This window comes from Syntrophotalea acetylenica, assembly GCF_001888165.1.
Lineage (GTDB): Bacteria > Desulfobacterota > Desulfuromonadia > Desulfuromonadales > Syntrophotaleaceae > Syntrophotalea > Syntrophotalea acetylenica.
On record NZ_CP015455.1, the window covers coordinates 2653438 to 2677362 of the forward strand.

The following is a 23925-nucleotide window of genomic DNA, read 5'->3' on the forward strand; positions in this document are numbered from 1 at the left end:
TCACCCCTTGAAGCGGTAACCTACCCCCCGCACGGTTTCGATGTATTTTCCGCATTCCCCCAGTTTCTTGCGCAGGCCGACAATCTGCACATCGACCGCCCTGTCGGTCACCGAATAATCATCGCCCCGCACCGCATTGACGATCTGATAGCGGGTAAACACCCACCCCGGGCGACTGGCCAGAAAATGCAGCACCCGGAATTCGGTAAACGTCAGATCGACGGGGACGCCAGCCACCGTCACTTCATTGCGTCCCGGATGAATGACCAGATCATCGATGTGCAGCACGACCTTGTCTGCGGCGGCCTCCTCGACACCTTCCCTGCGGCGCAGCACCGAGCGAATCCTGGCGATGAGAATCCTGGGGCTGAACGGCTTGGTAACGTAGTCGTCGGCACCCAGTTCCAGACCGGCAACCACATCCGCTTCCTCGCCTTTGGCTGTCACCATGACCACGGCGATCTGCCGGGTATCGGCATTTTCCTTCAGGGCGCGGCAAACCTGCAGGCCATCCATGCCGGGCAGCATCAAATCGAGCACCACAAGGTCCGGGGGGTCCTCGGCGACGACCGTCAGTCCCTCTTCACCGGATGCGGCCAGGGAGACGCGAAACCCTTCCCGCAACAAATTGTAATGCAGCAGCGCGAGGATATCCTCCTCGTCCTCGACCACCAGAATGTGTTTTTTCGCCATGGCAGAAATTCTTTCCTCCCTCTCAGTTGCCCCCATCTCCAGCATCTCTACCCCACAATTGTTAGGCTCGTATTAGATTATACGCACGCGCCGCTCACGCCAGGCATCGACCATAAAAAATTATCGAAGAGCATCCTTGACTGCGGGTACAGACAAGCTTGCATCCCTCCGGAGTTTCAGGATGAATACAAGCTAAAAAGGGCCATCCGCAAAGCGGATGGCCAACGGCGGGAAAACCACCCGGTCCGGAGGGATGAGAAGAGGACCGGGCTTGAGGGATGGAGGAACCGCTATCAAAACTTGAAGCGGACGCGGGCATCGGTCCGGAATACATCGTCGCTGTCGCCATCGCTGCCCATGGCATCCCAGGCATCGCCTCCGGCAAGATAACCGACGTTGATATCAGCGGTGAGTCCCTTCATGATGACATAGCTGGCACCGAGCACGAATTCGTGGCCGATTTCGTCGTCACCGAGCAAGGTGTCTTCAGCGGTGTTGTGCCACAGATATCGGGTCCACAGCTTGGTGCTTTTATTCAGCTTGTGGGTCAGGCCAGCATAGATGAGCTTGTAACCCTGGTCGAAAAGATAGGGTGCCTGGCTGAAAGAGTTGTCGTCGGCGTAGTTGTCGAAGATAACGACCGAGCCGAACATGGACGTGGAAATATCTATGACATCGAAGTTTTCCAGATCGTTATCGTTGGGATCGTCATCGCCAGAAGCATACATGCCGCCCAGGATGAAGGTGTTTTTACCGACGGTGTAATCCAGTTGACCATGGAACAGAAAGGCGCTGCGGTCATAATCGCCCTGATCGGCGGACAGTTCGCCGGCCAGATAAATACCTGTCGCGGTAGCCGATACGGCTCCCCATTTGCCGGTACCGGAAAGGCCCAGCCAGATTTCCGAATCCTGGGCGTTGGTGACGACATTTTTAACATCGGTATCGACTTTTCCGGCGTCCATGAAAACGACAAAGGCATTCAGCGCACTACCTCCCTCACAGGTATAGGTCAGGTCCGCTGCATACGCATCATCGTAGTCGGATTTCGCATCTCCGCCCGAGGATGAATTGCTGGCCACGTCATTGCGGAACCAGCCCAGCGAATAGGCCCAGGGACCGCTCTTGCGTGCCCACCTGGCACCGGCGGCATTGTCCGACCAGAGCAACTCGTTGTAAGTCACCGGTTGCAAGCCCACAATCAGCCGGGACGCCGGATCAAACGGCAGCTGTAAATCCGTGTAGGCCCATCGCAGTTCGAACACGTTGTCATCTCCGCCGAAATCGGCGCCGCTGCCGCCAAACTTGGACGATCCGAATTCGAACCCGACCACGCCCTTTACCCTTTTTTCGTCATCAGAAGCCTGCAACGTCATGCGATACTTCAGTTCACCAAAAAAGTCGCTGTCATTTTCGCTCTTTTTTGTCAAACCCGAGTCAGCCAGGCTGGAAAAACTGCTGGCACCGCCAATGCTGACGTATTTGGCGCTATCCTTGACGGTACGTACCGACACATCGGCCTGATCGCTGTAGGAAAAACGGTTGTTCAAATCCCCGTGCCACTCCACATCGAAGGCCATGGCCGGGGTTGCCAGGGCCGTCCCCAAAAGGGCCGCAGCCAGAACTTGCCATTTTTTCACGGTTGGTACTCCTTTCGTCATGCAAAAACACAAAATTGGAAGGTTGCGCCTTGCGGCACGATCCGCTCACCGGGCGAGTGGACTATGCGTACTCCATGTTATTGCATGGTTAAAGGACGGCTATTTTCCTGTTATCTCCCTTGACCGGCAACTCCGTGCCGGTGTGGCCAGAGGGAAATTTTAGGTTGCAATTTGCGCCGGGCCATGTTAGTTATTTGCGTCCATTCAAAACGGGATGTAGCGCAGCCTGGTAGCGCACCTGCTTCGGGAGCAGGGGGCCGCTGGTTCGAATCCAGTCATCCCGACCAAAGATTTCCGTTTCCCCGAAAACGGTTAGCCCCACCCCCTAACAGGGAGTGGGGCTTTTTATTTTTAGCCTCCGGTCTTCCTCCGGTCCTCGCACCTTTTTCCCTTTTGCCCATTGGCATTTCTCCGCGACACTTCCGTTCCATCCAACCGGAAGACCCGACAGGTAATTTTTCATATACTTTTTCAGAGGGTTAGAACCAACCCTTCCCAATCCTTTCAGCCAACCTTACGGCCTCCGGTACGCCAAAACAGCTCCGGGCTTCTTCCGGGGCGCAGGCCCCGGTTGCGGAAGAACCCAGCATAAGCGTCCGGGATACCCGGGAAGTCCGGATGATCGGAAAGAACAGATTTTGGGAGGGATCAGAACATCCACCCAGGCACTGCAGGTTTCAAATGACGGGGCCCTGCCCTAGTATTTGGACCGCTTGATCTCACGCCAGCCGCCAGCTATTAACAAAAAGCAGCGGCCAGTTATAGCCATGGAAACCATCTGATAAATCTTAGATAAGTCAGGACTGAATTCAGAACATAATGCAAGACACCCCAACCAATGGAAACTTGGTTGGGGTGTTAGGCATTTTGGAAATTATGATTTATGGTAAACATGAGGAGTGACCCCCAATCTGTTCAATTGTTATCCAATTATTCTTTGGGCGCCGCTTTCATTTCAAGAATATTGTTATCGATAGCAAATTGCGCAATCTTTGCGATTTCTTTATTTGAAAGTAAAATAATTAAATCGCGATGGCGCTCAATACATATGCCACCCTTGGCTCCAGTATTTGGAACTTCGTAGTTTGAAGCAGTTATTTTTATTTTTTCATTATTCTCCTTTTCAATGTCGAAAGCCTCAGATTGGACTTTGTACGTTTTCCCGTCCCAGCTTTCGTTTGAGTAAGAATGAATAGACACAAACATTATTTCCTCCATTTTGACTGGTTAACGCCTAGGCGAAAACCATAGGGGTTGAGAACCACATATGGAATGACTTTTTAACCCTGCACCTCTCCATTAAAATCAAAAAACCGCCAGTTGGCTTATACCGACAGATTCAAAAACTTACGCTTAAAATGCTGCATCCATTTAATCGTTTGTTTTTTTGTTTAAAACTTTCGGGAGAGGGATTTTCTTTGCAACACCGCAGAAGGAACTAATCCCGTCTTTAGTGAATTTTTTTAAGCTTAACCGATCGGCTTCATCGAAAATTTTCTGAACATTTTCAAGCGCCATCTCTTCCCGCTCATCGATACGACCATCCGCCTCAATAACCTCTGTCAGAAACCACACGATTTCACGGGACATTTCCTTGGAATTGCAGTCTTTATTTTGTTTCTTGAACTCTCCAAGCGACTGTGCAACTTTTTTGATTGAAAAATCCACCAGCCTACTCTCGATGTAAGCCATACCTTCGCAAACGAAATTATTGCTATAACCCCACTTTTCTACAAAATATGAGCTTATTGTATTTCTCTCCTCCGCATCAATTTCCCCATCAATCAATGCGACCTTGAGTGCCAAGGGAGCCATTAAATCAAAAAGTCCCAAAGCAAGCACATCCATTGGCGTGTTAATAAAGTTCGGAACGACCGTCACTCTGCTACTTGTGGCGTTCTTTAGGTAACTGGTGATCCCTATCCAACCACCACCAGCCAATACCCCAGCCGCTACAACCCAGCCAATCGGAGTTGTCGCCGCACTAAATAAGCCCCCTAATGCCAAAATGCCCTTCGGAGCAAAGAAAGCTGATGCTACAGCTGATGATTTGGCGACAGCCATTGCCGAACTTGCAGCTCCTGCTACATCCCATAGCTTAAAGGTGGCGTTCTTCAGACGCAATGAGGTATAGGCATCTTCTCCGATTGCCAGCTTTGCCTTAAACTTCAAAGGTTCTGCGACGACAGTCTCAATGCCCTCAAACCATTTATTCAGCCTATTACCACTCATAATGCATCACTTCGCAGAAAGGGGAGCAAAAGAGGAAACAATTTTAGTAATTTGATGCTCAATCACCTTATTCTGAACGTCTAGAGCAAGACCGCCGACCAACCCGATAGCCATGGCAATGGGAGTAACAATTGGACCCAAGACAATCCCGAGAAACGGAATTGCCGAGATCAGCGCACCAAGGATAGCGCCGAAAACGATACCGAACGTGACATTTGGATATTCTCGATATACTAGACAGACATAATCGAGAATTTTCCGGCCAATCTTGATGACATACTCACCTGCCTTAATAGTCGCCTTTGAAAAGGTATAGAGGAGCGACTTGGCATCAGCAGAGATATCGAGTTTGTCAATCAGACGCTTAATGGCATCCTCAGACATCTCAAAACTCCTCATCGATTCAAAAAAACTGCCTTCAATTCTATCGACCTGGACGTTAACTTCATTGCCGGTCTTGGGATCGATGCCTATCAATTTCATCACTAAGCCTCCTTAAAGCCCCAAATAGCACTCTTTACTTCTGGGCGCATCCTCATATTAAAACCACTCAAATGAGCCATTGTCAACCAGGCCCTTATCTATAGCATATCAATGCCAATTTGTCTTACCAGTTGCATCAAATCTGTGCCATGGCAAAAACCAAGCTTATCGTTCAAGTCGCGCTTCCGCTGAATTTATTGACAACCTGCCGGGAAGTACAAACCTGGGGCCAACGGTGTCAATAAAAAGCCCTTGAAAGAGTCGACCTTGCCCTCAACGAAAAACTCTTTCAAAGCTTCCATCACATAGGTCCACTGGAGGGGATACGAAAAAATTGCCCGAATAGTCTCAGGGATAAAGCAATTTTCTCCGTGCGCCAAGAAACCCCGACAAAACATTCGCCATTTTGTCGCGTCTATGCCTGATTGGAAGGGATCCTTTGAAACAGCCTGTATGTCCCTGCCAAGCCCCTCCCCCGTAATAACCCGAAAATCAAACACATATTACTTCCTTAGTGATGATCACCACTAACACTAAGGAGGCTTCAGTGAAACGATTTACGACCATGAAAGAGCTCCGGCAATCCCAACTGCAGGGCGGTGTCTTCGGCGCCTTGCGTCGCGCACTTTGCGGCGAGCAGGAAATTGCCGGACCAGCTTATAACCCCGACGACGATGGCAGCGTGTGGCTCCTTCAAAAGACGGACAATGATTTATCGGTAGCTAAAACATTCGGGACACCTCTGATGGCCTTACCATTCGAGAAAATCCTCCACCATCCCGAAGAAGAGCACTTCATCGCGTATGTGGTCCGTAACAACTCCCGCTGCGACACCCTGGTCATTCCCGACGCCGAATGGCTCGACGATAAGTGGCGGACCTGGCTCCTCGATCAACTCTAATGTCCCCGACCGATACCAACCGACAACCCTTTCAATCAAGGAACCTACTTATGTCTGACACCAACAACGCCGAGCAACCACCTGTTCCCGAGAACGTAGAGTCTTACGGCAAACACTACAGTGAAACCAGCTTCTGGGGAAAACTCCAGACCATTCCCCGGTCATCCATAAGACAAGTGCTTGAGAAAGCGCTGCTCTTGAGGGAGCTGCTCCTCGATGGAGCAACCCCGCTGTGGGTCCGGGGAACCATCATCGGCGCACTCGGTTATCTGATTTTGCCGTTCGATCTGATTCCGGACCTCATTCCCGGCGTCGGGTTCATCGACGACCTCGCCGCCATGGGATACGTCCTGGCCAGCCTGGACACCCTGGTCACCGAAGACATACGTGCCCGAGCGCTTAAAAAGATGCCTGCCAGTCTAATTGAAAAAGAGCCCCAAACGACAACGTAATCCCTCCCGAATTCCGTGACTCAACACCAAAGGACCACTCCTCTTTCCCGGGGAGTGGTCCTTTATTTTTCCATGGAGCAGAACCATGACTATCGAAACCCTATTCGGCCCCGAAGTTGACCACAAGAAGCGTGGCGCCCTGCGGCTAAAGGTAATTCGTCCTATCTACGAGTCCCTCAAGGTGGCCGAAGTGGCAGCGGACTACCTGGACAACATGGCCCTCTCCTCTTCGGCTCAAATCGCTGAATTGTTCGGATTCCTTTCCCGGGAGACCAAGGAGCATTTCCTGGCTCTCCACCTCAACAGCAAGAACCGCCTGATCTGCCTGGAAATAGTCTCCATCGGTAGCCTGAGTGCCGCCATGGTCCACCCTAGAGAAGTTTTCAAGTCTGCCCTGCTTTCCTCGGCTGCCGCCCTGATTTTCCTGCACAACCACCCTTCCGGAGACCCGAGCCCAAGCAGCGAAGATCTGGAGATCACCAAAAGACTGCAGCAGGCCGGTGAGTTGCTCGGCATCCGCGTACTCGATCACTTAGTCCTCGGTGGCTCCGACTTCCATTCCTTCGCCGACCGGGGGCAGATGTAATTCATCCCTCTCGAATACTATCAACGACACGGAGAAAATCTATGATCCGACTGACTTCGGCACGGCAAGCCCTCAACTTAAGAGGCACGATCCCAGAACTGGCTGTTCAACGCATGGTCCACTTCGAGGGCAAGGACGGTCGCTACAATCCAAAAGTCCACGGATACATCATGGTGATTCAAGAAAGAGATGATATCTCAAAGATTCCGGAGGTTGGCCCCAGAGGACTTTTTGAGATCATTGACAGCGAGCGGGGCAGCTTTGACTACGTAGAGGCATTCGATGAAAACGGTCGGACGATTTACGAGATAGTCATCCCTCTCGACAACGACCGGACTCTGGCGCTCATCCTCCCTGACGGTCCCTGGCTCGACCAACGCCTTAGGAGTGTACTTGAGTCGGAGACCAATAGGCGCTTCCTGCCGCTTCCGAAAGGAGAACTGTCGTGCTGATCATTGCCAGCGTTAAAGACTTGACCGAACTGCGCCAGTCGAAGCGGCTTCATCCTGAGCTACTCGACTATATGGAGCCGACCCTGCGAACTCTGGAAGAGGAATATCCTGATCGCGATCCAAGCCTTGACGGCGGTCGATTCATCGTCCACCAGTGTTTCGATGATCTTTTCAACCCATCGCACGGCCTCTTTTACACCATCCCCGGGGAGTCGTATCGCCTGCCGATAGCCGAACAGGTGGAGCAAATCGTCACTGAGACAGGCGAATACTTCGCAGTTTTCGTTGCTGTGGATGATGACACTGGAGATACCCACCTGTTACCCCACCTCCCCTGGGTCCCCGGCCACGTGCTGGACTGGCTGCGTAAATACACTGACATTCAGTAAAAATCCAATCTCTCCCCTCCCTCATCTCCAAACAATCATCCGATTACCGCCTGGTTTTAGCAGGCCATTGCGATGCTTCGCCTAGGCATTCCAGACCACATCATCCTTGGAGTCGGCTTCATTGCCATTGCCAGTCAGGGCCTGATTTGAGGGTGGAGGGCCTTAGTCCATCATTGATACCCATCAAGGAGATACTTCATGAACCTCGATGCTCAATCGTTTCCTCTTCCCATCGATCGCAAACTTGAAATGATCCTGAAGACAGAGCTGGCCAAGGTGGAGTTGCCCGTCAACCAGGGATTAACTATCTCCTTCCGAGACAGAACCTACGACGTGATCCGGGGCGGCTACCACCCCGTAGAAATCGCTCTGAGCAGCACGGGGCGAGTCCTATACATCACAGACTTCGTCCTGGTCGGCCAACCGCCCTACGTTGAGCTTGTAAAAGAGCTCGATTTCGATGCCTGTCTGGGGCTGTTCCAGCAAGGCGGCGTGGACTACCCCCTAGAAATGGGCGCCGACTTGTTCGCCCTCTGGCAACGCAACTTCTGCATCTACTACCGCATGAGCGTCTATGAGGTGAAAATTCGCCCCCTGTGATGAGTCCGGAAAGACCGGGATGACCGGGAAACTTTTTCGCCCCGGCCTCCCGGAGATGACGAGTCACCCCCCAAAGCACCCCTGTGGACCGGAAGGGGACCGGAGTTTTGCGGAAAAAGCGAACAATATATTGTGGGCTCTTGTGCTCATTCGATAGCACACCGGATTCCTAAGACTCGGAACAGGAAAAAGGTCAACCGGAACCGCCAAAAAGAAGAGAGGAAAACGAAATGAGAAACTACTCCCGCCCAAAATCAAATCGCTTCACCTTCAACCAACGGGCGCTCGATGCGCTTCCGCCCCACGATCCGGACAGCCCGAGCCGGGAGACGGAGTACACGGACCAGTCCTGTGTGGGCCTTCAACTCCGGGTCTCGAAGAACGGCCGGAAATTCTTCCAGCACCGCTACCGCTACCTTGGCCGCAAGCGTTGCCTGTCGTTGGGAGAGTACCCGCACGTCTCCATCCAGGATGCCCGTACTAGGGTGGGAGAACAGCGCGCGGCACTGGCACGGGACATCGACCCTGCCGATGAGCGGGAACAGAGGCGGAGTGAGCCGACCCTGGCAGAATACGGCCGCGACCACTACATGCCCCATGCAAAGCAGCACAAGAAGACCTGGCAGGAGGACGAGTGGAAGATCGAGCGCCGGCTCATCCCAATTTTGGGACATCTTCGTCTATCGAGCGTCACAACACGAGACGTGGCAGCCTTCCACAGTGCCGAGAAGTCCCGCTCTTCGGCCGTTACAGCAAACCACCACCTGACCCTGATCAAGCGAATGTTCAACTTGGCTGTCAAGTGGGGATTTCTCGAACGCAGCCCGGCGGCCGGTGTCGAGAAATTCAAGGCCCCGCCCCACCGCGAGCGATACCTGACAAAGGAGGAGCTCCCGCGCTTCCTCAAGGCCCTGGAGGACCTCCGGGATCGGGAGGCCGCCGCTGCCCTGTCTCTAGCCCTCTACACTGGTTGCCGGCGGAACGAAGTGATGTCGCTGCGTTGGGATCAGGTACTATTGGACGAGGGGCGGCTCTACCTGCCGATTACCAAGAACAACCGGAGTCGGTCGGTGCTGCTAAATCCCCGGGCAATAAAGGTGCTGGAGGAATTGCAGGATTGCGGAAAAGAAGATGAGTACGTATTCCCCTCCCGGAGTGGGACCAAGCTTCCCTACCGTCGGGACATGCGCAAAACCTTTGCCAACGTGTGCAAGGCCGCTGGCATCACAGGGCTGAGAATCCACGACCTTCGCCACAGCTTCGCCACCCTGGCCATCCAGGGAGGTGCCAGCCTGTACGACGTGCAGAAGCTGCTGGGACACCAGGACATCGCCATGACCCAGCGCTACGCCCACATGGTCGACGAGAGCCAGCGGCGCGCTACCGACAACATGGCCCAGGTAATCGACAATATGGTGGCAGGATAGAAATGAACCCCGGAGCCCCAAGTGGGCTCCGGGAATGTTTCGACGTGTCGAATTCCGATCAAGATTGTGGACCTGGTTGTTTCGTGACTTTCCTAGGAAACAACCCTCTCGGCCACAACGGCAGGAATCAGGGAAAGAAACCCTCTTCTTTCCTCTCTTTTTTTCTACAGAAAAAGAATGTTTTGCGGATTTTGTGGCCGCGACCCCTAACACCCTAAGATCAGATATTTTTCTGCGGCCACAATGCGGATCGAAATCTTACCTGAGGCGGCACTCACTGCCCTGGCACTGTCGGCCAGTCAAGCTCATCCAACTCAACCTGAGGCACCCTCCACCCAGAGTCAACTATACGAAATTGATCGCCCATAATTCCCCTAACGCATAGCCCTCACATCGCATCGCCTAGCCTATGCCCGCTAGAATCCCTGCGGAACCAATCCCAGACTATTGATCGTTTCGTTCACCATTTCCAAGGCATCGTGAGTTTCTAATACCTTTTCATAGTCCCAGCATTTTAGCTTTGCCCCGAGATTGGGCACTTCTTTGGCGTGCTTGCGAATTTTCTCAAGTTGGGTGCTGTCAGATACGGCAACGACCCCCTGAACGGCCGGGTTATTGAGGGCTTTGAGTAGGTTCACGATGAGGCTGTCGATACTCCCTTTGGTCTGCACTTCGAATACGTAGATGACCCGCCCCATGTTGCCAATAGTCGCTTCCCAGATGGTGTCAACATGCGAGCCATCGGCAACTTTGATTTCCGTCTTACTCTTGAATCCCAGCCATTCTCCGATGGTGGCCAGTTTGTCGCGGATCTCGTTGTGGATGAATGTCGACGTCTCTTTGTCGACAATCGCAGGTGGCGGCTCACTCTTTTGTGTCGCGGCCTTTTCGTGAATCTTGCTCAGGTTGTCGACCACCTGCAGCTCATCCCAGATCAGGTAGTCCACGGTAAGAAGATTGACTTCGGGCATGCCAGAGTCTTTCAAGATATCAGCAATCTTTTTCGCCTGCTCCGAAAGCTCCACGTACTTTTTCCCAGCCATCTGATAGTTGTAGCGAGGAAGGTCTTTGATTCCGAGATAGTCAAATCCAACGTACGCCCGTCGGTTCCAGAGCATGCATTGATCGGGGTGGGCATGACAAAGAATTTCGCTCATCATCGCGGGGCCGAATCCCTTGACGCTTTTCTTGAAAGTGTCCCACCTTTTGGACAGAGGGGCGTCACCCCACACCAGATCCGCCAACTCCTTCCGCAACGCATCGAAGCCATTATCCAATATCATTTTATCCACGACATATTTCTTGTTACCCCAGATGAGCATGGCCCAAAGCTTTGCCATATACTGCAAGAAATCTTCCTCCGACATTGAAAGAATGCGTTCCCGGGTCCATCCTTGGTAATAGGCGCAACGCTCCTTGCGCTCAACCAATGCTTCGGTTGCCTGTTCTGGATTTTTGGAGAGTTCCTGTTTGTAGCTGTCGATGTGTTGTTTCAGAAGCGTGATGTTCAAGAGTCCCTCCATTTCAAACCAAACTTGACGAATTTCTTATTGAGATCCAGAGAAAAAGCGCTATCTCCCCGTTCTGTCATCTTCCTTCTTAAATTCTTCCCAGGCCGGCAAACAGAAATGTCGCAGGTAGGTACCACTCTCCTCAAGAACCGGGTCTGGAAAGCTGACCTTGAGGTGAATCTGAAATATAAACCCAACCAGCTCCTGAAATTCTCTGGTCAGAACTGCTGGGACATCCAGAAAGTTTTCTTTTTTCTTTGTCAGATGAATTTGGTTGAAGAGGTATTGCAATAGTGTTGCGATGAAGCGTAAATGGAGGGCCTCAGCCCCCTTCAGGCCACGAGTATTTTCAACCATCCTCTCGAACTTCATCTTGGAGATAAGGGTTAGATGTCGAAGATCGTCATCACTGAGAAATTCCTCCTTGTACCCCTGGTTAAGTCGTCTTTCGAAAAAGGCCGAAAAGCTCTTACACGCCGCAACCATTTTTTCGTGTAGATATCCCTGGTGATCCCCTCTGGCACAAATCACCCTAAGCAAGTTATCAGTACCAAAACACAGGTCTTTGTCGAGACAATTCAAGGGATAAGGAGTTCCATTGAACAACACCTGCAAGCAAGAAAAGTAGGCCCGAGCAGATGTCGCTGGCACGGTCTGGTTGAGCCAATAGAAAGCGGGCTTGAAGTCATTGATGGAACGAATCAGCTCATCTAGCTCAACCAGGTAATTGTCATCGATCCTCGATGGCAAATCGGGAATCTCAACCCACTCTTCACCCATCTTTCTCCGGACTTCCCACACGTCTCCATTGGTATAGACCGCGTATCTGGCCTTCATCGTGTTGGCGTCGGCGTAGCTGAGCGCTTGCTGCATTCCCCTGTCTTTGTGCTTGTCTTCCCACTTTTTGCATTCAATGACCACGTACGGCGCGCTCTCGCGAAGGATTACGATATCAGCACGGTGGTAGCGGGTGCCGACCTTCACCTGACGCTCGACCTCCAAGTTGTTGATGCAGATCCCGTAGGTCGACAAAAGCTCAAATAATGCCCACTGCCGGACCTTTTCCTCGGGGGTTTCGTCTGTTTTCCCAAACAGGTAGGCCTGGGAATTTATTTCGTAAAAGGGCTTCGGTGGCATGTAATGAAATTTCCCCTGAAAATGAGATGTCCTAAGATTAAATGCCTGCCGATGTATGATCGTACCAGATTGAAGATTTTGTGAATTAGGTGCCATGCTAGGCCGACTGTAACAAACCCACTAATCGTTGGTCACCGGCACTTAGGACGCAGGCACGAGCAACAGATGAAAGCTCCTTCTTCTCATTCATCATTCCACGAACACGCTTAGCTGCCTGTTTGAAACGATCTTTTGCAATAATATTGGTCTTGTCTTGTTGATAAAGAGCTAGCTCTTTTAGATATTCTTGTATCCCGGCCCAGCAATCAGCCCAAACAGCTTTGCGCTTGTCCATGAGTGGAGGAAAATCGAGGTTATATCTTATTACCGAATATTCGACCCGGGCCTTCTCCCATGGATCGTTAATGTGGGCAGCTGGTATTGCGCGGCCGACCATATTGAACGACAATAGTCCGGGATCGTCCTCATCAATTGGGTCAAGAAGCTGTGCATCTTCGTTACGGATATCACCAAGAGGAGCACATCGAGCGCAGCCTGGTCGCAAAGGGAAGAAGGTCCCCTTCTTTCTGTTCCCAGCATTTCCACAAATTCTGAAGTTCTGCCAGGCGAACGCCAGCCACCAGTATCCGTCATGCAAAGTTCCGTCTGCATCCTTCGCGGATTTTTTAGGACGAAAATGCTCGACATCCCAGTGGCTAAAACAGTCTTTTGCTTCTGAAAACCAACATTTTTGATGAGATAAAGTCAACAGCCACTGTTTTAGCTCCCCCCAGACATGGTCGTTATCGTCAATAATCTTTTTACGTGCCGTATCATTTGCGGCAGAACGAAGTGAGGTAAGAAGAGCGTCTGCTTTCGCCATCCATGCTGGGTCAGGAGTTTGTTCAAGAAGAGGAATATACCTCACGCTTCTCCTCCTTTTATATCGCCTTGCTCCTCGGCCATGATTTCCTTCAGAATTTCATCAGCAAGTTCCGTTTGCTCAGCAATCTCCTCCTTTGAAAGAGCCACTTCCTTCTCAGGAAGTCTTCGTCTTGCCATCGCATTCGCGAACAGCTCAAAATACGGATTTGGGTGTGTTCGAGAGACACCAAGATCATTTAGCTCCGTGGCCAATTGCATTAACTCCCTTTGTTCAGCTTCGGTCTTGTCCTTCTTTCCAAGTAGCAGATAGTGCCGATCTAAATTTCGAAGAATTTCTGGTGCCAGGGTTGACCGCAACCCATAAAGTTCTGATTTAAGAAGCCCCTCAACGCCAATGCCGAGAGGATCATAATCCGGCGCTGAGGCTAAAAGACGTTCATCCTCTTGCGAAAGAACACGCACTTGGTTTTTATGCAGGCTTCCGATCATTAAAGGATTGTGAGTTGCAACGATTAGCTGGCCATTCTCGGCGTGGATATTCTCCTGTAGGAGTTTGAGAAAATCGTAGGTCCATACTGGGTTAAGATGGGTATCGGGCTCATCAAGCAGGTACAATACTTGGTCGTCTTGGGTGAAGAGCAAAAGGCCAAGCACCGTGAGTAGTTGCTGCTCTCCCTCACTTAGCTGCGCAAACCGAACTTTCGTGCCATTCTTTTTCCGCACAACTACCCGAACTTCATCCACAAGGTCACACAGATAAAGGCCTTCCAAGTTCGCGAAGAAGGACTTGACACTTTCGAACGGGGCCTTAAGTTCCTCCAGTTGTTCTTGGTTCTTTATAAATAGATAGATTCTTTCGGTCGGCTCCTTGTCACGTGGGACTGGGCGTTCGACTTCTTCATTGCTCCTTATCGGAGCCAAAGCCGAATCCCAGAGCCGACGAAAAAACGGCAGAAACGCACCCGTAGCATTCCAGAGCCGGGGCTCAACGTCAACACCTGAACGGATGCTTTTACTGCCACCCCACCAGGGCCGTTTCAAGACGAAAAGGGCTGATTCGAAACCATCAATCTCCAAATAATCTGTAATTAACTTCTTAGCTTTTTCATTTTCGGAAAGGAAAAAAGCGAGTAATGCTAGCTGACTATATTCTTTACGACAGAAGAAAAACCGTCTTAGTGGCGCATCATCGTCAGCATTTTTGAGAAGTGCACGGTAGCGACGCCGTGTTGGAGGTTCAAACTGTTTTTCAAGGCGGCTACTCCAACCGGAATAATAGCCAAAGACATGGAGAGGTAGATATTGATGGGCCTGATCTCGAAACTTGGCAACGGTTACATTCTTCCCATCAATCTTGATAGTGAGTCGACGAGTTGCCTTTTCGGGGTCGCATTCAACATGAATAGTCTTTTCGAAACAGGAATAGTCAAGTTCATAGGCGAAAGCGGTCGGTAGCCCTAGTTCAAGCTCGCGAAAGATTTCAACAATCGCCTCGATAAGATTTGATTTCCCGGTACCATTGCGACCCAGAAGGACCGTTGTGGATTGGTCCTCATCAAAGTCAATCTCAAAGGATTTGAGATTATTGCGATCTGGTATACGCAGCCGATCAATTCTCATGCTGCCGACTCCAACAACCTGGGCCCATCTGGTTCACTAGGACGGAATTCTTTGAGCAAGCCACGTTCTTCCTCATCTTTAAGCTGATCATAGAAATCATCGATTTCGAGTTTTGAGGCTGACCACAACGCCTCAGCAGTGAGGGGGCCACGATCCTGAAGGATGGTGGACAAGTGGGAGTCCTTAATATTTTTACGATTCAACATTATAACCTCGGCTTTCTTTGTTTTTTTCGGGCGGCCGACAGCTTTTCGTGATACACGCTTATCTCTTACCTTCTCACTATTATTTCGGATACGTTCCAAAAGGCGTCCGACAGGTTCGTCTTCGGGATTCTGGGGCACCAACTCGCCACGAAATGCTTTTGCTAATAGTGCAGGAGACAGACATTCGACCTGTGCACTGGCCGTTGCGTAGTAGGCTTCAAGCCGGTCAGCATAAGCAAAAAGAGATTTGACAAGGCGGACAATTTCGTGCTGTTCATCTATTGGTGGGCACTTCAGCGTTATATTGTTGAGTACCGCTAAATTGATGTTTTTCTGTGCCGTTGCGGGAGCAAAGGATTCCAGATTGTCTTTCATTACATCAATCGACCATTTAACGAACTCTGGAACACATTTAGATGAATTCGCTACAAAACCGACAACGCTATCTGGAAAGCACGCAGGATATGTCAATATTGCGGTATCTGCAATATTGGCCGCAATGGTGATACAGACGGTGCCAGTGGGCCACAGTTTACTCTGTAAGAGGCCAAATTCGCTGTATGTTTGTTCGTGGTGGGTAATACAACCGCCTGACTGCGCAACGGCACCAGTTTGAATAAATGGGTATGAGCCACCATACAATCGAGGATCGTTTCGCGGCCGGTGTTTTGATTTCCCGCGACCGAGCTCTCCAACATCAGCTAGTCTAGTGTCCATCCGGAAACCCCGGTTTTTGTCAGGCGTGGCCACTCTGGCGGCAAGACAAATGCCAGATCCGCAGGGTTTCGAAATTGTTGAGTCTCATAGCACCCCCGATTTATCCCAAAAGTGCGGCATAAGGACGCACGATTCCTGTCGGGGGCGAGTTTTACAGCCTTTTTTGTCGCGTTAGCCCTGGGCCAGTTCGATGCGTGCCAGAACCAGCAGGTTGTACGAGACGACATTGCTCCAGACATAGCGCCTGAATCCGCGCCATCCGCTCCAGGTACAGCGGGTCAGGCCAAAGCGCCGTTTCAGGGCGGAAATATTGGCCTCGATCCCGGCGCGAAAGTGCTTCAGGCGCTTGTAGACCCAATTGCTCTTGGCCATGTCGAGCACCCCAAGGCCGCGCCGCTTGGAGAAGACGGCATCCTTGACCTGATGCTCTTTGGCAAACGACAGATTATCCCTGGAGGCAAAGCCCCCATCGGCGCTGGCCTGGCGCGGCATGGTGCCGAAACGTTGCTGATGGCGCTCCAGCATGTCGATGTATTGATCGCTGTCGGCGGGATTGCCGCGGGCGATCACGCAGTCCAGAATCAGATTGGAGGCGCCACCGGTAAAAAAGACCTTGTGACCGTACTCGGTTTCGCGGCGCGACTTGACGATGATGTCGCTGTGGCTCTCGAAAAAGGAGATGATTTTCTCCGAGGCCGGAACCTTTTCGTCGCGAAAAACACGCCGCTCGGTCTGGTCGATGACCTTTTCGAGAATGCGCAGGGCGCGCTCCAGCTGCTGTGCCAGAAGGTGCGCGGTGCAGCCGTCTTGGAAGCTGCCGCCCTGGTAGGCGCCCAGAACGGGGATCGCCTCCCGGGCATAGCCGCAGACCTTGCGGGCTACCTCCACCAGGTCGCGGTAAGCGGCCACGCGGGTTTCCTGCTTGCGGGCATTGAGGATGGTTAGGGCGCGCTTTTTGGCTACCCGGCGATGATCGGAAAATGGGTAATCCGGACGAGGCCTGAGCTGATGGCCCTCGACCATCCAACGGGTCATGATCCGAATACCGTCCCACAGCAGCGAGGAGTCGGTGGGATGATGGATGTTGGTCTCAATGGCGGTGGAGTCGATGCGCACCTTCTTGCCCGTCTCGATTCTCGTCCCGGCGGCGTAGCCGAGGATCAGGTGGTGCAAGGCCTCCCAGGTTGACTCCGTCAAGCTCTTGATACTGTCCTGGAGGATCGACTTGCGGGGATAAACGCCCATCTCAAGGCGAGCAAAAGAGCGGAAGGCGACGGAATCTTCCAGGTAGAAGGCCAGTTCCTCATAGGTCAGCTCGCGATACTGTTTGAGAACGGCGCAGCGCAGCACCTGGTCAGCCGTCAGCCCGCAGCGCCCGGTATCCTCGCGCCGACCCTGAAGCAGATCGCGGTGAACAGCATCGAGGATATCCGGCGTGTGATCCAGAATCTGCGAAATGCAGCGCAGCTCTTTGGCGATGGCGCTGGTATGCATGAGCTCGAAGATGGACATTTGTCGATTGATTTTTCGCCTCACAAGCCCTCCTGACCGTATTGAAGTTGAATAAATTCAACGAGTTAGAGGGTTATATTGTCATGCCACGCTCAAGAATTCAAGTACAAAAACGTGTATTTTGTTCGTAATTACAACAGCTTATGACTTTCCGGATAGACACTAGTCTAACTTCCTTCCAGGAGTGTTTAGGTTGTTTCCCTTTCCGCCAAACCTCCGTCAACTTCCCTGAAGTAGCCATGGCAAGTACAGCTTGACGAAAACGCTTCAGAATAGCGGGTACGCGGTCGAGATGTTCGCGGCAGACATTGACACGAGCAAGGAGCGAATCGAGTTTATCGGCGATGCGTTTTTGTTCGTTGAAAGGAGCAAGCACAAAGGGAGCGACGCGACCAGCTTCGGTTCCGAGCCGTGGCATGTTCAATCCGTGACTAACGGAAGTGACATATTCGAGAAACTTCGGGTGTTTCAACCAATAGAAAAGATACCGGCCATCGAGCCACTGTGATGGAGATAGCGGCACAATTTCGGTCGTGCAGTAGCCCTCACTATCTGCGCGTACGATTTTATTCAGGTAGGGTCTAAGCTTTCCGTAAAGGACATCTCCGGCAGCAAAGTAATTTTTTGTACTCTTGGATTGACGCTCCGCAAATGTGACCTTTTGAAGAATTTTTGAAGTACCCTTTTCGATATCTTCAAGTTCAAGAACCCAAGCATCCTCAGGGATATCCCCGGCTCAACCTTTTGGGTCACCCCATAAGAAACGACATCGCCCAAAAGGCAGGCGGTCCAAGAATCTGGAAGCTTGCTCACCCTTCCACCTCCAGAATGTCTTCACCCAACTCCGCTAAAATTCCGCGCAGTTCCTCCATTGCAGCACCCAACTCAATCAGCGCTTCCTGAGCCAACATTGCCGGTTCCGGCAGCTCGTCACCATTGGTGTCGTTATCATCCTTCAACCAAGCAATGTCTAGGCTATCACCACGAGTAGCGACCTCATCCCGCATGAAACGCCGGAAGCGGCCAAGTTCACCCGTGTCTTTACGTTTGGCGAGACTCTTAGCCCCCCAAGCGGATCGTCTCCGTATGCTGCTTCGAAGTCGGCAAAGTGCTGTTTTGTCAGCACAGTGCGCTTGCCGAACTGGGGCATGTTGGCGCGAAGGTCGTAAACCCAAACTTCCTTGGTGTTTCCCTTGTCCTTTTCGCCACGGGTGAAGAAGAGAACGTTGGTTTTCACCCCCTGGGCATAGAAGATTCCCGTAGGGAGGCGCAGTATGGTGTGCAGGTTGCACTTGTCCATCAGGTCGCGGCGAATCTGGGCACCGATACCCGATTCAAACAGCACGTTGTCAGGCAACACCACGGCGGCTCTACCACCGGGTTTGAGACCACGATAGATGTGCTGCAAAAAGCAGAACTGCTTGTTGCTGGTCGGATAGGTGAAGTCGGTTCGGGTCGGCAATCCGCCCCCTTTTTTCGTCCCGAAGGGGGGATTGGTGAGGATCAGCGTTGACAAGGGCAGAGCCTGCCCCTCGGGCGAGAGAGTATCCCCGTAGTGGATACCGCCGGCATTGGGGTCGGAGTCGATGCCGTGCAGCATCAGATTCATCAAGGCCAGACGATGGGTATCCTGCACATGCTCCATACCAAAAAACGTATTGCGCCGGTATTTGCGCTGCTGTGCCTCGGTCCAGGAGTCGGGATCGCTGTGCTCGCGCAGGTAGTGATTGGCGGCAATCAGGAAACCACCCGTGCCGGCGGCCGGGTCCTGGATGATGTCGTCGAGGGTTGGCTTCATCACCGCAACCATGCTGTCGATCAACACGCGGGGAGTGAAGTACTGCCCAGCCCCGGACTTCTTCTCGTTGGCATTTTTTTCCAGCAGCCCCTCATAGAGATCCCCCATCCCTTCCTTACGGGCGTTATACCAGTCAAGCTTGTCGATCTCGGCGACCAGGGTCGACAAGGTGGCCGGCTTCTTGATGAAAGAACTGGCATTCGCGAAAATTTCTTTGACCAGAGTCGACCCATGGCTACCAAGGTGGATTAGGGTGACTTTGTAAGCTTCCAGCCGGTCGGGGGCCGCTTTGGCCTCCAGATCTCGCCAGCGGTGTCCCTCGGGAATCTGGTCTTCGGTACCGGTTTCCTCTGCCATCTTGAGGAACAGCAGATAGGTCAGTTCGGTGACGTATTGATGGTAGGTAACGCCGTCATCCTTGAGAATGTTACACAGATTCCAGAGTTTACCAACGATGTCGTGAGTGACATTGCTCATGTACTTCTATGGTCCTTTCCAGTATCAGGCAGCAGGAGTCTGCCAAAGTGATTCATTGAACGAATCCAGCACCTGTTGCAGCTGGCCGTCGAAGATGCGATTAAGACGATCGAAACCACCCCCCTCGCGTTTGAAGATAAGATCGGGATCATCCAGCGCGGCATGATCGACAATCAGGTTTGCCTTGGTCTGCGCGGAAATCTTTTGCAACCACTGGCGCTGCGGCGTGGTCCAGGCCCGCGAGGCGAGGATCTTTTGCAGCGCGGTATCCACGCGCCGATCATAAGGCATAAGCGGGTCGCCGATAGCGGCCTGACGAATATAGCCCACGATGCGTGCGGCGATGTCCTGGTTGGTCATCTCCCGCCATGCAATGGAAAGATTGGCCTCGGTGAACCCAGCCCGGTCAAGTTCCAGGGCCAGTTCTCGTAACTGCTTACGGGTCAGTTCACGCGGGCGTGTCAGCACGGTAAGCAGGGCCGGGATATCGTTACGATGACTGTTGATGAAGGCCGAGAACTCTTTGAGGTAGTCTTCGGGTTTTTTCGCCTTCCCGTAGCCTCGCTCCACACCAAGAAGCTTGTCCTCATGATTGGACACGAACACGGGAGCGGCAACGGCTTCGTTTTTTCGGTCGAGGATTTCCCCGAGGTCCGGATTCTGGGTAAACCAGGTCCCAATCTCAGCCAATGTCATTGTCTTTAGCTGCTGGATGAATTCCTCAGGAGGCATGCCGGCGCGAGTCTCAAAATCTTGAGCAGCTTGCTCTTTAAGATGACATTTCTTGCGTTGCAGCTTGGCAATAAACTGGTCCCGCACCAAAGCACGTTCCTCATCGCTGGGGACCTCGGAGAGTTCACGCACCAACTGGCTAAAGGTTATACCTGGGTTGACGACCACGGGTTGCATAGCCGTCAGCCCTTGGAGCGCCTCGTAAATCTTTACTGCGTCGAAAATCCTGAATGTTGATTTGCCGATTTCGTCGCACAGGCGGGTTGCCCGCCCCAGCATTTGGTCGAAAAGAATACGACTATTTACGCGCCGTAGAAATACGATATTGCATATTTCCGGGACGTCGACCCCGGTGGTCAAGAGATCCACGGTGACGGCAACATTCGGATTGCGTTCATTCTTGTAGCGCCGGATCAACTGCAACGGCTTATCAGCTGCACCGGTAATCTTGATCACGGCATCGTCATCAATACTGCCATACTGGTTTTTGAATGCCTTCTTGAGGAGATCGACAACCAGGTCAGCATGGGCATCGTTGGCACAGAAGATCAGGGTCTTTTGCCGCGATGAAGGGTCTAGCTCCTGCGCCAGAAAGGCACAGATAACCTCATTGAACGGCTTAGTGATGACCTTGCGGTTGAAAACATCAACTTCTAGATCGATCACATCTGGAGTCGTAAAAAGCTCCACCCTGTTTCGCTGCGGGTGATAGACCGGCACCTGTTCACCGACCTTCCACTTGATACCGTTTTTTGACCGTTCAGTTTCTATCTGTACCGGCGGCTCGTGATCGACCAAAAACCCATCAATAACCGCTTCACGATAGCTGTAGGTGTAGATCGGCTTACCGAAAATCTGAGTAGTGTGTAGCGCCGGCGTCGCTGTGAGGCCAATCTTGACGGCATCGAAATAATCGAGAACGCGCCGATACTTGGATATGTAGTCATCGTAGCTGCGAAAACCGAGTTCAGTATCGGACAATTCGCGGTCCAGCAAGTAACCTCTGTGGCACTCGTCAACGATAATGCAATCGTACTGGTCAACTGTCGCTGGGGTGGTTCCCTCGCCCGGATTGAGTGCGCGTTGCACCATCCCCTGTACCGTTGCTACGTGTACTGCCGTATCGGTATCGGGTTTCTGCTCGCCCAGCTCCTTGATACCGAAAACGTCGGCAAAGGTCTGAAGGTTTTCCATCCGCGTGGTATTGAATCCATTTGCGGCCTGCTCCCCGAGTGCAGAGCGGTCCACCAGAAAAAGCACTCTGCGGAAGCGTTTCGTCTTTAGCAGGCGATAGATCAAGGCGATACAGGTCTTCGTCTTTCCGGTGCCGGTCGCCATGGCCAACAGCATTTCGCGTTGCCCTCGGCCGATAGCAGATTCTGCTTCTTGAATGGCCTGTTTTTGATAATCCCGAAGGGTAAACCCATAGTCGAACGGCTCATCCACAAGTTGTTTGTGGGCTTGCTCTTCGTCGCGTTTCAAAAGAGCGGTTAACCCCTCCGGGGTGTACCAACCATCAAGGGCATGACCAAGGTTTTCGGGTCGACGAACGTCACAGAACCAGATTCCGCTGTGTGTCGCAAGCTGGCGCAGGTAAGGGCGACCGTTCGATGAAAATACGAATGGAAGCCGGTACTCGTTCTCAGTGCCCCAGTTTTCTGCATGCATTGAGGTTTGATCGCAAGGCTTGAATCCTCGACTATAGCGTTTGGCCTGTTGGAGGGACCCAGAAACATTGATATTTTTACGTTTGGCTTCGACAGCAGCCATTGGCGTCAAGCCGACAAAAAGCACGTAATCAGCTGGCCCGGTCAATGTTGGCCATTCGGCGATAGCCAGATTCTTCCCTTTTTCAGGACGAGCCCCGGCTGAGTATTTAAGAGTCGCGGAGTCTGCCTCCCATCCTACCTGACGCAATTGTTGGTCAATAAGCTTACGGGTTTCACTTTCATCCAGGTGAACCTCAGATGCAGCCGCGTTAGAGGCTTGAACAAATTTGGCAAAGGATTCTTTGGGCTGCAGAAGAGACAGTGCCTGTTGAGAAGAAAGCCGCTTCGCCAAATCGGCCTTTTCCGATTCAACCTCAGCCGCCATCTGCTCCCAAAATGCTTGCTCGTTTTTGGCTTCGACGAGCCTGGCCTCGGCCTCTTCAAGCTTCTGGGTCTTCTCCTCGTGCGCGATGCGATAATCATCAAGGGCCTGGGTAAGGCGATCTAATTCCTCACGTAGGTCATCAGTTTCTTGCGTCGGTGATTGCGGTGGAATGAACGGGCCGGACTGAAACGAAGGGTTCCGGAATGTGCGATGAAACCAAAGCCCCAACTGCCAAGAAATCTTCAGCGCTGCAAGAGCAGTCCTGTGATCGCCAGCAATAGCATGGTTGGCGGCGTTCCCAACGCGGCGAATCTCTCCGAAAAGCTGTGCGATTTCCCGGGGAGGATGTCTCGGTCCTGGAGCCGGCGAAGCAGGTCATACTGGGATTCCTCGGGAGAAAGATAGAGTCCGACCTTCGTCGCCACCATCTGTGCAAGCAGCTCGGCGAGCTGCCGCAATTTGAGAATTGAGGTATTGGGATCTTCCGGGAAGTATTTCTCAGCAAGCATGCCAAGGCGAAGAAGCTGCTCGTCATGCTCCTGAAGAATAGCGAAGTTGCTCCTAAGCCCGCGAGGATTTTTCATTCCCTCGCCCCCTCCGCAACAGAATCTGGTCTGGGTATTTTCAGGGACTGGTTATCAAAAAATGCCATACTCCCCCCTAACCACATGAAAAAACAAGCCAACTTTGCGTTGGGTAGAGTACCATTTTTCTCACGATTCCCCAAAAGAAAACCGCCCCCGGCAGTATCTAGAGGCGGTCATATCATCGCGGTGGAACCGGCGCATCCTATCCATTATCAGACCGGGTGCTTAGTTTCCCCCATCACTCGTAACAGGCAAGCCCCAGCTGCATGGCCATACGGTTGGCGGTCTCGCACCGTTCGGCCAGCTCGCCGTGCAGATTAGCGATATCCCAAAGCAGGTCACGATTCTCACTCATATCCGCCAACCCGTTGAGCAGCTCGATCACGGTCAGCATCGTCTCCGCTGTGTATGCCGCATACTTCTCGACCAGATCGCTATCGTCGATCTCCTCCTCTTCGAGAGATTCACACTCCGGATTCTGTCCTTCGCACTCATCGAAGAGTTCGCACTCTTCGCAGGTTACAAGTTCACTATTGCTCATCTTTTTCTCCTTTCACGCTAGCAGGTTTCGTTGTTGGTCTGGGTTGATTTGTGTTGTTCTGCCACCCAAGACCGGCACAGCCAGACGTCGTCTTCCCTGACCAGATAGTTTTTGAGAACGTTATGACCTTCGTCGGTATAGGCACCGCACCGGTCGCAGCCGCCGTTCGGCCGCGTTGATGTTTTGGTAATCATCGTCTTATCTCCTGTTGCTCGTTGGTTGTCGTAGGACCGAAACCTGCTGTCAGGATTCC

At 52.2% G+C, this 23925-nt stretch carries 22 protein-coding genes, 1 tRNA gene and 1 pseudogene; 8 read left to right on the forward strand and 16 right to left on the reverse strand.

The window, feature by feature from the left end; translation table 11 throughout:
- Together A6070_RS12415 and A6070_RS12420 are read right to left on the reverse strand one after the other, a co-directional pair.
- On the reverse strand, nt 1-693 hold the full coding sequence (locus A6070_RS12415) for a response regulator (protein WP_072286056.1): 693 nt from the start codon (nt 691-693) through the stop codon (nt 1-3).
- A gap of 293 nt (nt 694-986) precedes the next feature.
- A complete protein-coding gene (locus A6070_RS12420; RefSeq protein WP_072286057.1) occupies nt 987-2333 on the reverse strand; it encodes a histidine kinase in 1347 nt (448 codons plus the stop codon).
- 231 nt (nt 2334-2564) lie between these two features.
- Between A6070_RS12420 and A6070_RS12425 the strand changes: the two genes are divergently transcribed.
- A tRNA-Pro gene (locus A6070_RS12425) sits at nt 2565-2641 on the forward strand.
- Nucleotides 2642-3284: 643 nt separating this feature from the next.
- Here A6070_RS12425 and A6070_RS12430 read toward each other — a convergent pair.
- The 3 genes from A6070_RS12430 to A6070_RS12440 all read right to left on the reverse strand — a co-directional run bounded on the left by A6070_RS12430 (nt 3285) and on the right by A6070_RS12440 (nt 5069).
- Nucleotides 3285-3554, reverse strand: a complete 270-nt coding sequence (locus A6070_RS12430; protein WP_158515880.1) for a hypothetical protein — start codon at nt 3552-3554, stop codon at nt 3285-3287.
- Between the two features lie 171 nt (nt 3555-3725).
- Nucleotides 3726-4586: a tellurite resistance TerB family protein gene (locus A6070_RS12435; protein ID WP_072286059.1), complete on the reverse strand. Its 861-nt coding sequence runs from the start codon at nt 4584-4586 to the stop codon at nt 3726-3728.
- Between the two features lie 6 nt (nt 4587-4592).
- Nucleotides 4593-5069 carry a hypothetical protein gene (locus A6070_RS12440; RefSeq protein ID WP_072286060.1) on the reverse strand — a complete coding sequence of 159 codons (477 nt, stop codon included), beginning with the start codon at nt 5067-5069 and terminating at the stop codon, nt 4593-4595.
- A gap of 547 nt (nt 5070-5616) precedes the next feature.
- Between A6070_RS12440 and A6070_RS12450 the strand changes: the two genes are divergently transcribed.
- The 7 genes from A6070_RS12450 (at nt 5617) to A6070_RS12480 (ending at nt 9876) form a co-directional block, all read left to right on the forward strand.
- The gene (locus A6070_RS12450) at nt 5617-5970 is read left to right on the forward strand and encodes a hypothetical protein (RefSeq protein WP_072286064.1); all 354 of its coding nucleotides are present in this window, start codon (nt 5617-5619) and stop codon (nt 5968-5970) included.
- Between the two features lie 50 nt (nt 5971-6020).
- Nucleotides 6021-6422 carry a YkvA family protein gene (locus A6070_RS12455; protein ID WP_072286065.1) on the forward strand — a complete coding sequence of 134 codons (402 nt, stop codon included), beginning with the start codon at nt 6021-6023 and terminating at the stop codon, nt 6420-6422.
- Nucleotides 6423-6507: 85 nt separating this feature from the next.
- The gene (locus A6070_RS12460) at nt 6508-7008 is read left to right on the forward strand and encodes a JAB domain-containing protein (protein ID WP_072286067.1); all 501 of its coding nucleotides are present in this window, start codon (nt 6508-6510) and stop codon (nt 7006-7008) included.
- A 41-nt stretch (nt 7009-7049) separates the two neighbouring features.
- Nucleotides 7050-7460: a hypothetical protein gene (locus A6070_RS12465; RefSeq protein WP_072286068.1), complete on the forward strand. Its 411-nt coding sequence runs from the start codon at nt 7050-7052 to the stop codon at nt 7458-7460.
- The gene (locus tag A6070_RS12470) at nt 7454-7849 is read left to right on the forward strand and encodes a hypothetical protein (RefSeq protein WP_072286069.1); all 396 of its coding nucleotides are present in this window, start codon (nt 7454-7456) and stop codon (nt 7847-7849) included. Before A6070_RS12465 ends, A6070_RS12470 begins: the two co-directional genes overlap by 7 nt.
- A gap of 198 nt (nt 7850-8047) precedes the next feature.
- Entirely contained in the window at nt 8048-8449 is a 402-nt protein-coding gene (locus tag A6070_RS12475; RefSeq protein WP_072286070.1) for a DUF2787 family protein, read from the forward strand.
- A gap of 230 nt (nt 8450-8679) precedes the next feature.
- Nucleotides 8680-9876, forward strand: a complete 1197-nt coding sequence (locus A6070_RS12480) for a tyrosine-type recombinase/integrase (protein WP_072286071.1) — start codon at nt 8680-8682, stop codon at nt 9874-9876.
- Nucleotides 9877-10292: 416 nt separating this feature from the next.
- Here A6070_RS12480 and A6070_RS12485 read toward each other — a convergent pair whose 3' ends face one another.
- From A6070_RS12485 to A6070_RS15630, 11 genes and pseudogenes are all read right to left on the reverse strand, one after another.
- Nucleotides 10293-11387 (reverse strand): hypothetical protein, encoded by a 1095-nt coding sequence (locus A6070_RS12485; protein WP_072287996.1) that lies wholly within the window; start codon nt 11385-11387, stop codon nt 10293-10295.
- A gap of 60 nt (nt 11388-11447) precedes the next feature.
- Nucleotides 11448-12524, reverse strand: coding sequence for a type I restriction enzyme HsdR N-terminal domain-containing protein (locus tag A6070_RS12490; protein WP_072286072.1), 1077 nt, complete (start codon nt 12522-12524; stop codon nt 11448-11450).
- A 97-nt stretch (nt 12525-12621) separates the two neighbouring features.
- Nucleotides 12622-13431, reverse strand: coding sequence for an HNH endonuclease family protein (locus A6070_RS12495; RefSeq protein ID WP_083558476.1), 810 nt, complete (start codon nt 13429-13431; stop codon nt 12622-12624).
- On the reverse strand, nt 13428-15008 hold the full coding sequence (locus A6070_RS12500; RefSeq protein WP_072286073.1) for an AAA family ATPase: 1581 nt from the start codon (nt 15006-15008) through the stop codon (nt 13428-13430). The genes A6070_RS12495 and A6070_RS12500 overlap by 4 nt, the downstream gene beginning before the upstream one ends.
- Nucleotides 15005-15931, reverse strand: a complete 927-nt coding sequence (locus A6070_RS12505; RefSeq protein ID WP_072286074.1) for a restriction endonuclease subunit S — start codon at nt 15929-15931, stop codon at nt 15005-15007. Before A6070_RS12505 ends, A6070_RS12500 begins: the two co-directional genes overlap by 4 nt.
- A gap of 171 nt (nt 15932-16102) precedes the next feature.
- Nucleotides 16103-17467 carry an ISNCY family transposase gene (locus A6070_RS12510; RefSeq protein WP_072286075.1) on the reverse strand — a complete coding sequence of 455 codons (1365 nt, stop codon included), beginning with the start codon at nt 17465-17467 and terminating at the stop codon, nt 16103-16105.
- Nucleotides 17468-18252: 785 nt separating this feature from the next.
- Nucleotides 18253-19718, reverse strand: a pseudogene (locus tag A6070_RS12525) (class I SAM-dependent DNA methyltransferase).
- A 24-nt stretch (nt 19719-19742) separates the two neighbouring features.
- The gene (gene hsdR / locus A6070_RS12530; protein WP_201787923.1) at nt 19743-22877 is read right to left on the reverse strand and encodes a type I restriction-modification system endonuclease; all 3135 of its coding nucleotides are present in this window, start codon (nt 22875-22877) and stop codon (nt 19743-19745) included.
- On the reverse strand, nt 22787-23128 hold the full coding sequence (locus tag A6070_RS15830; RefSeq protein WP_201787904.1) for a hypothetical protein: 342 nt from the start codon (nt 23126-23128) through the stop codon (nt 22787-22789). The genes hsdR and A6070_RS15830 overlap by 91 nt, the downstream gene beginning before the upstream one ends.
- A 241-nt stretch (nt 23129-23369) precedes the next feature.
- Nucleotides 23370-23672, reverse strand: a complete 303-nt coding sequence (locus A6070_RS12535) for a hypothetical protein (RefSeq protein ID WP_072286081.1) — start codon at nt 23670-23672, stop codon at nt 23370-23372.
- A gap of 17 nt (nt 23673-23689) precedes the next feature.
- Nucleotides 23690-23866, reverse strand: coding sequence for a hypothetical protein (locus A6070_RS15630; protein WP_158513976.1), 177 nt, complete (start codon nt 23864-23866; stop codon nt 23690-23692).
- Between the last annotated feature and the right edge of the window lie 59 nt (nt 23867-23925).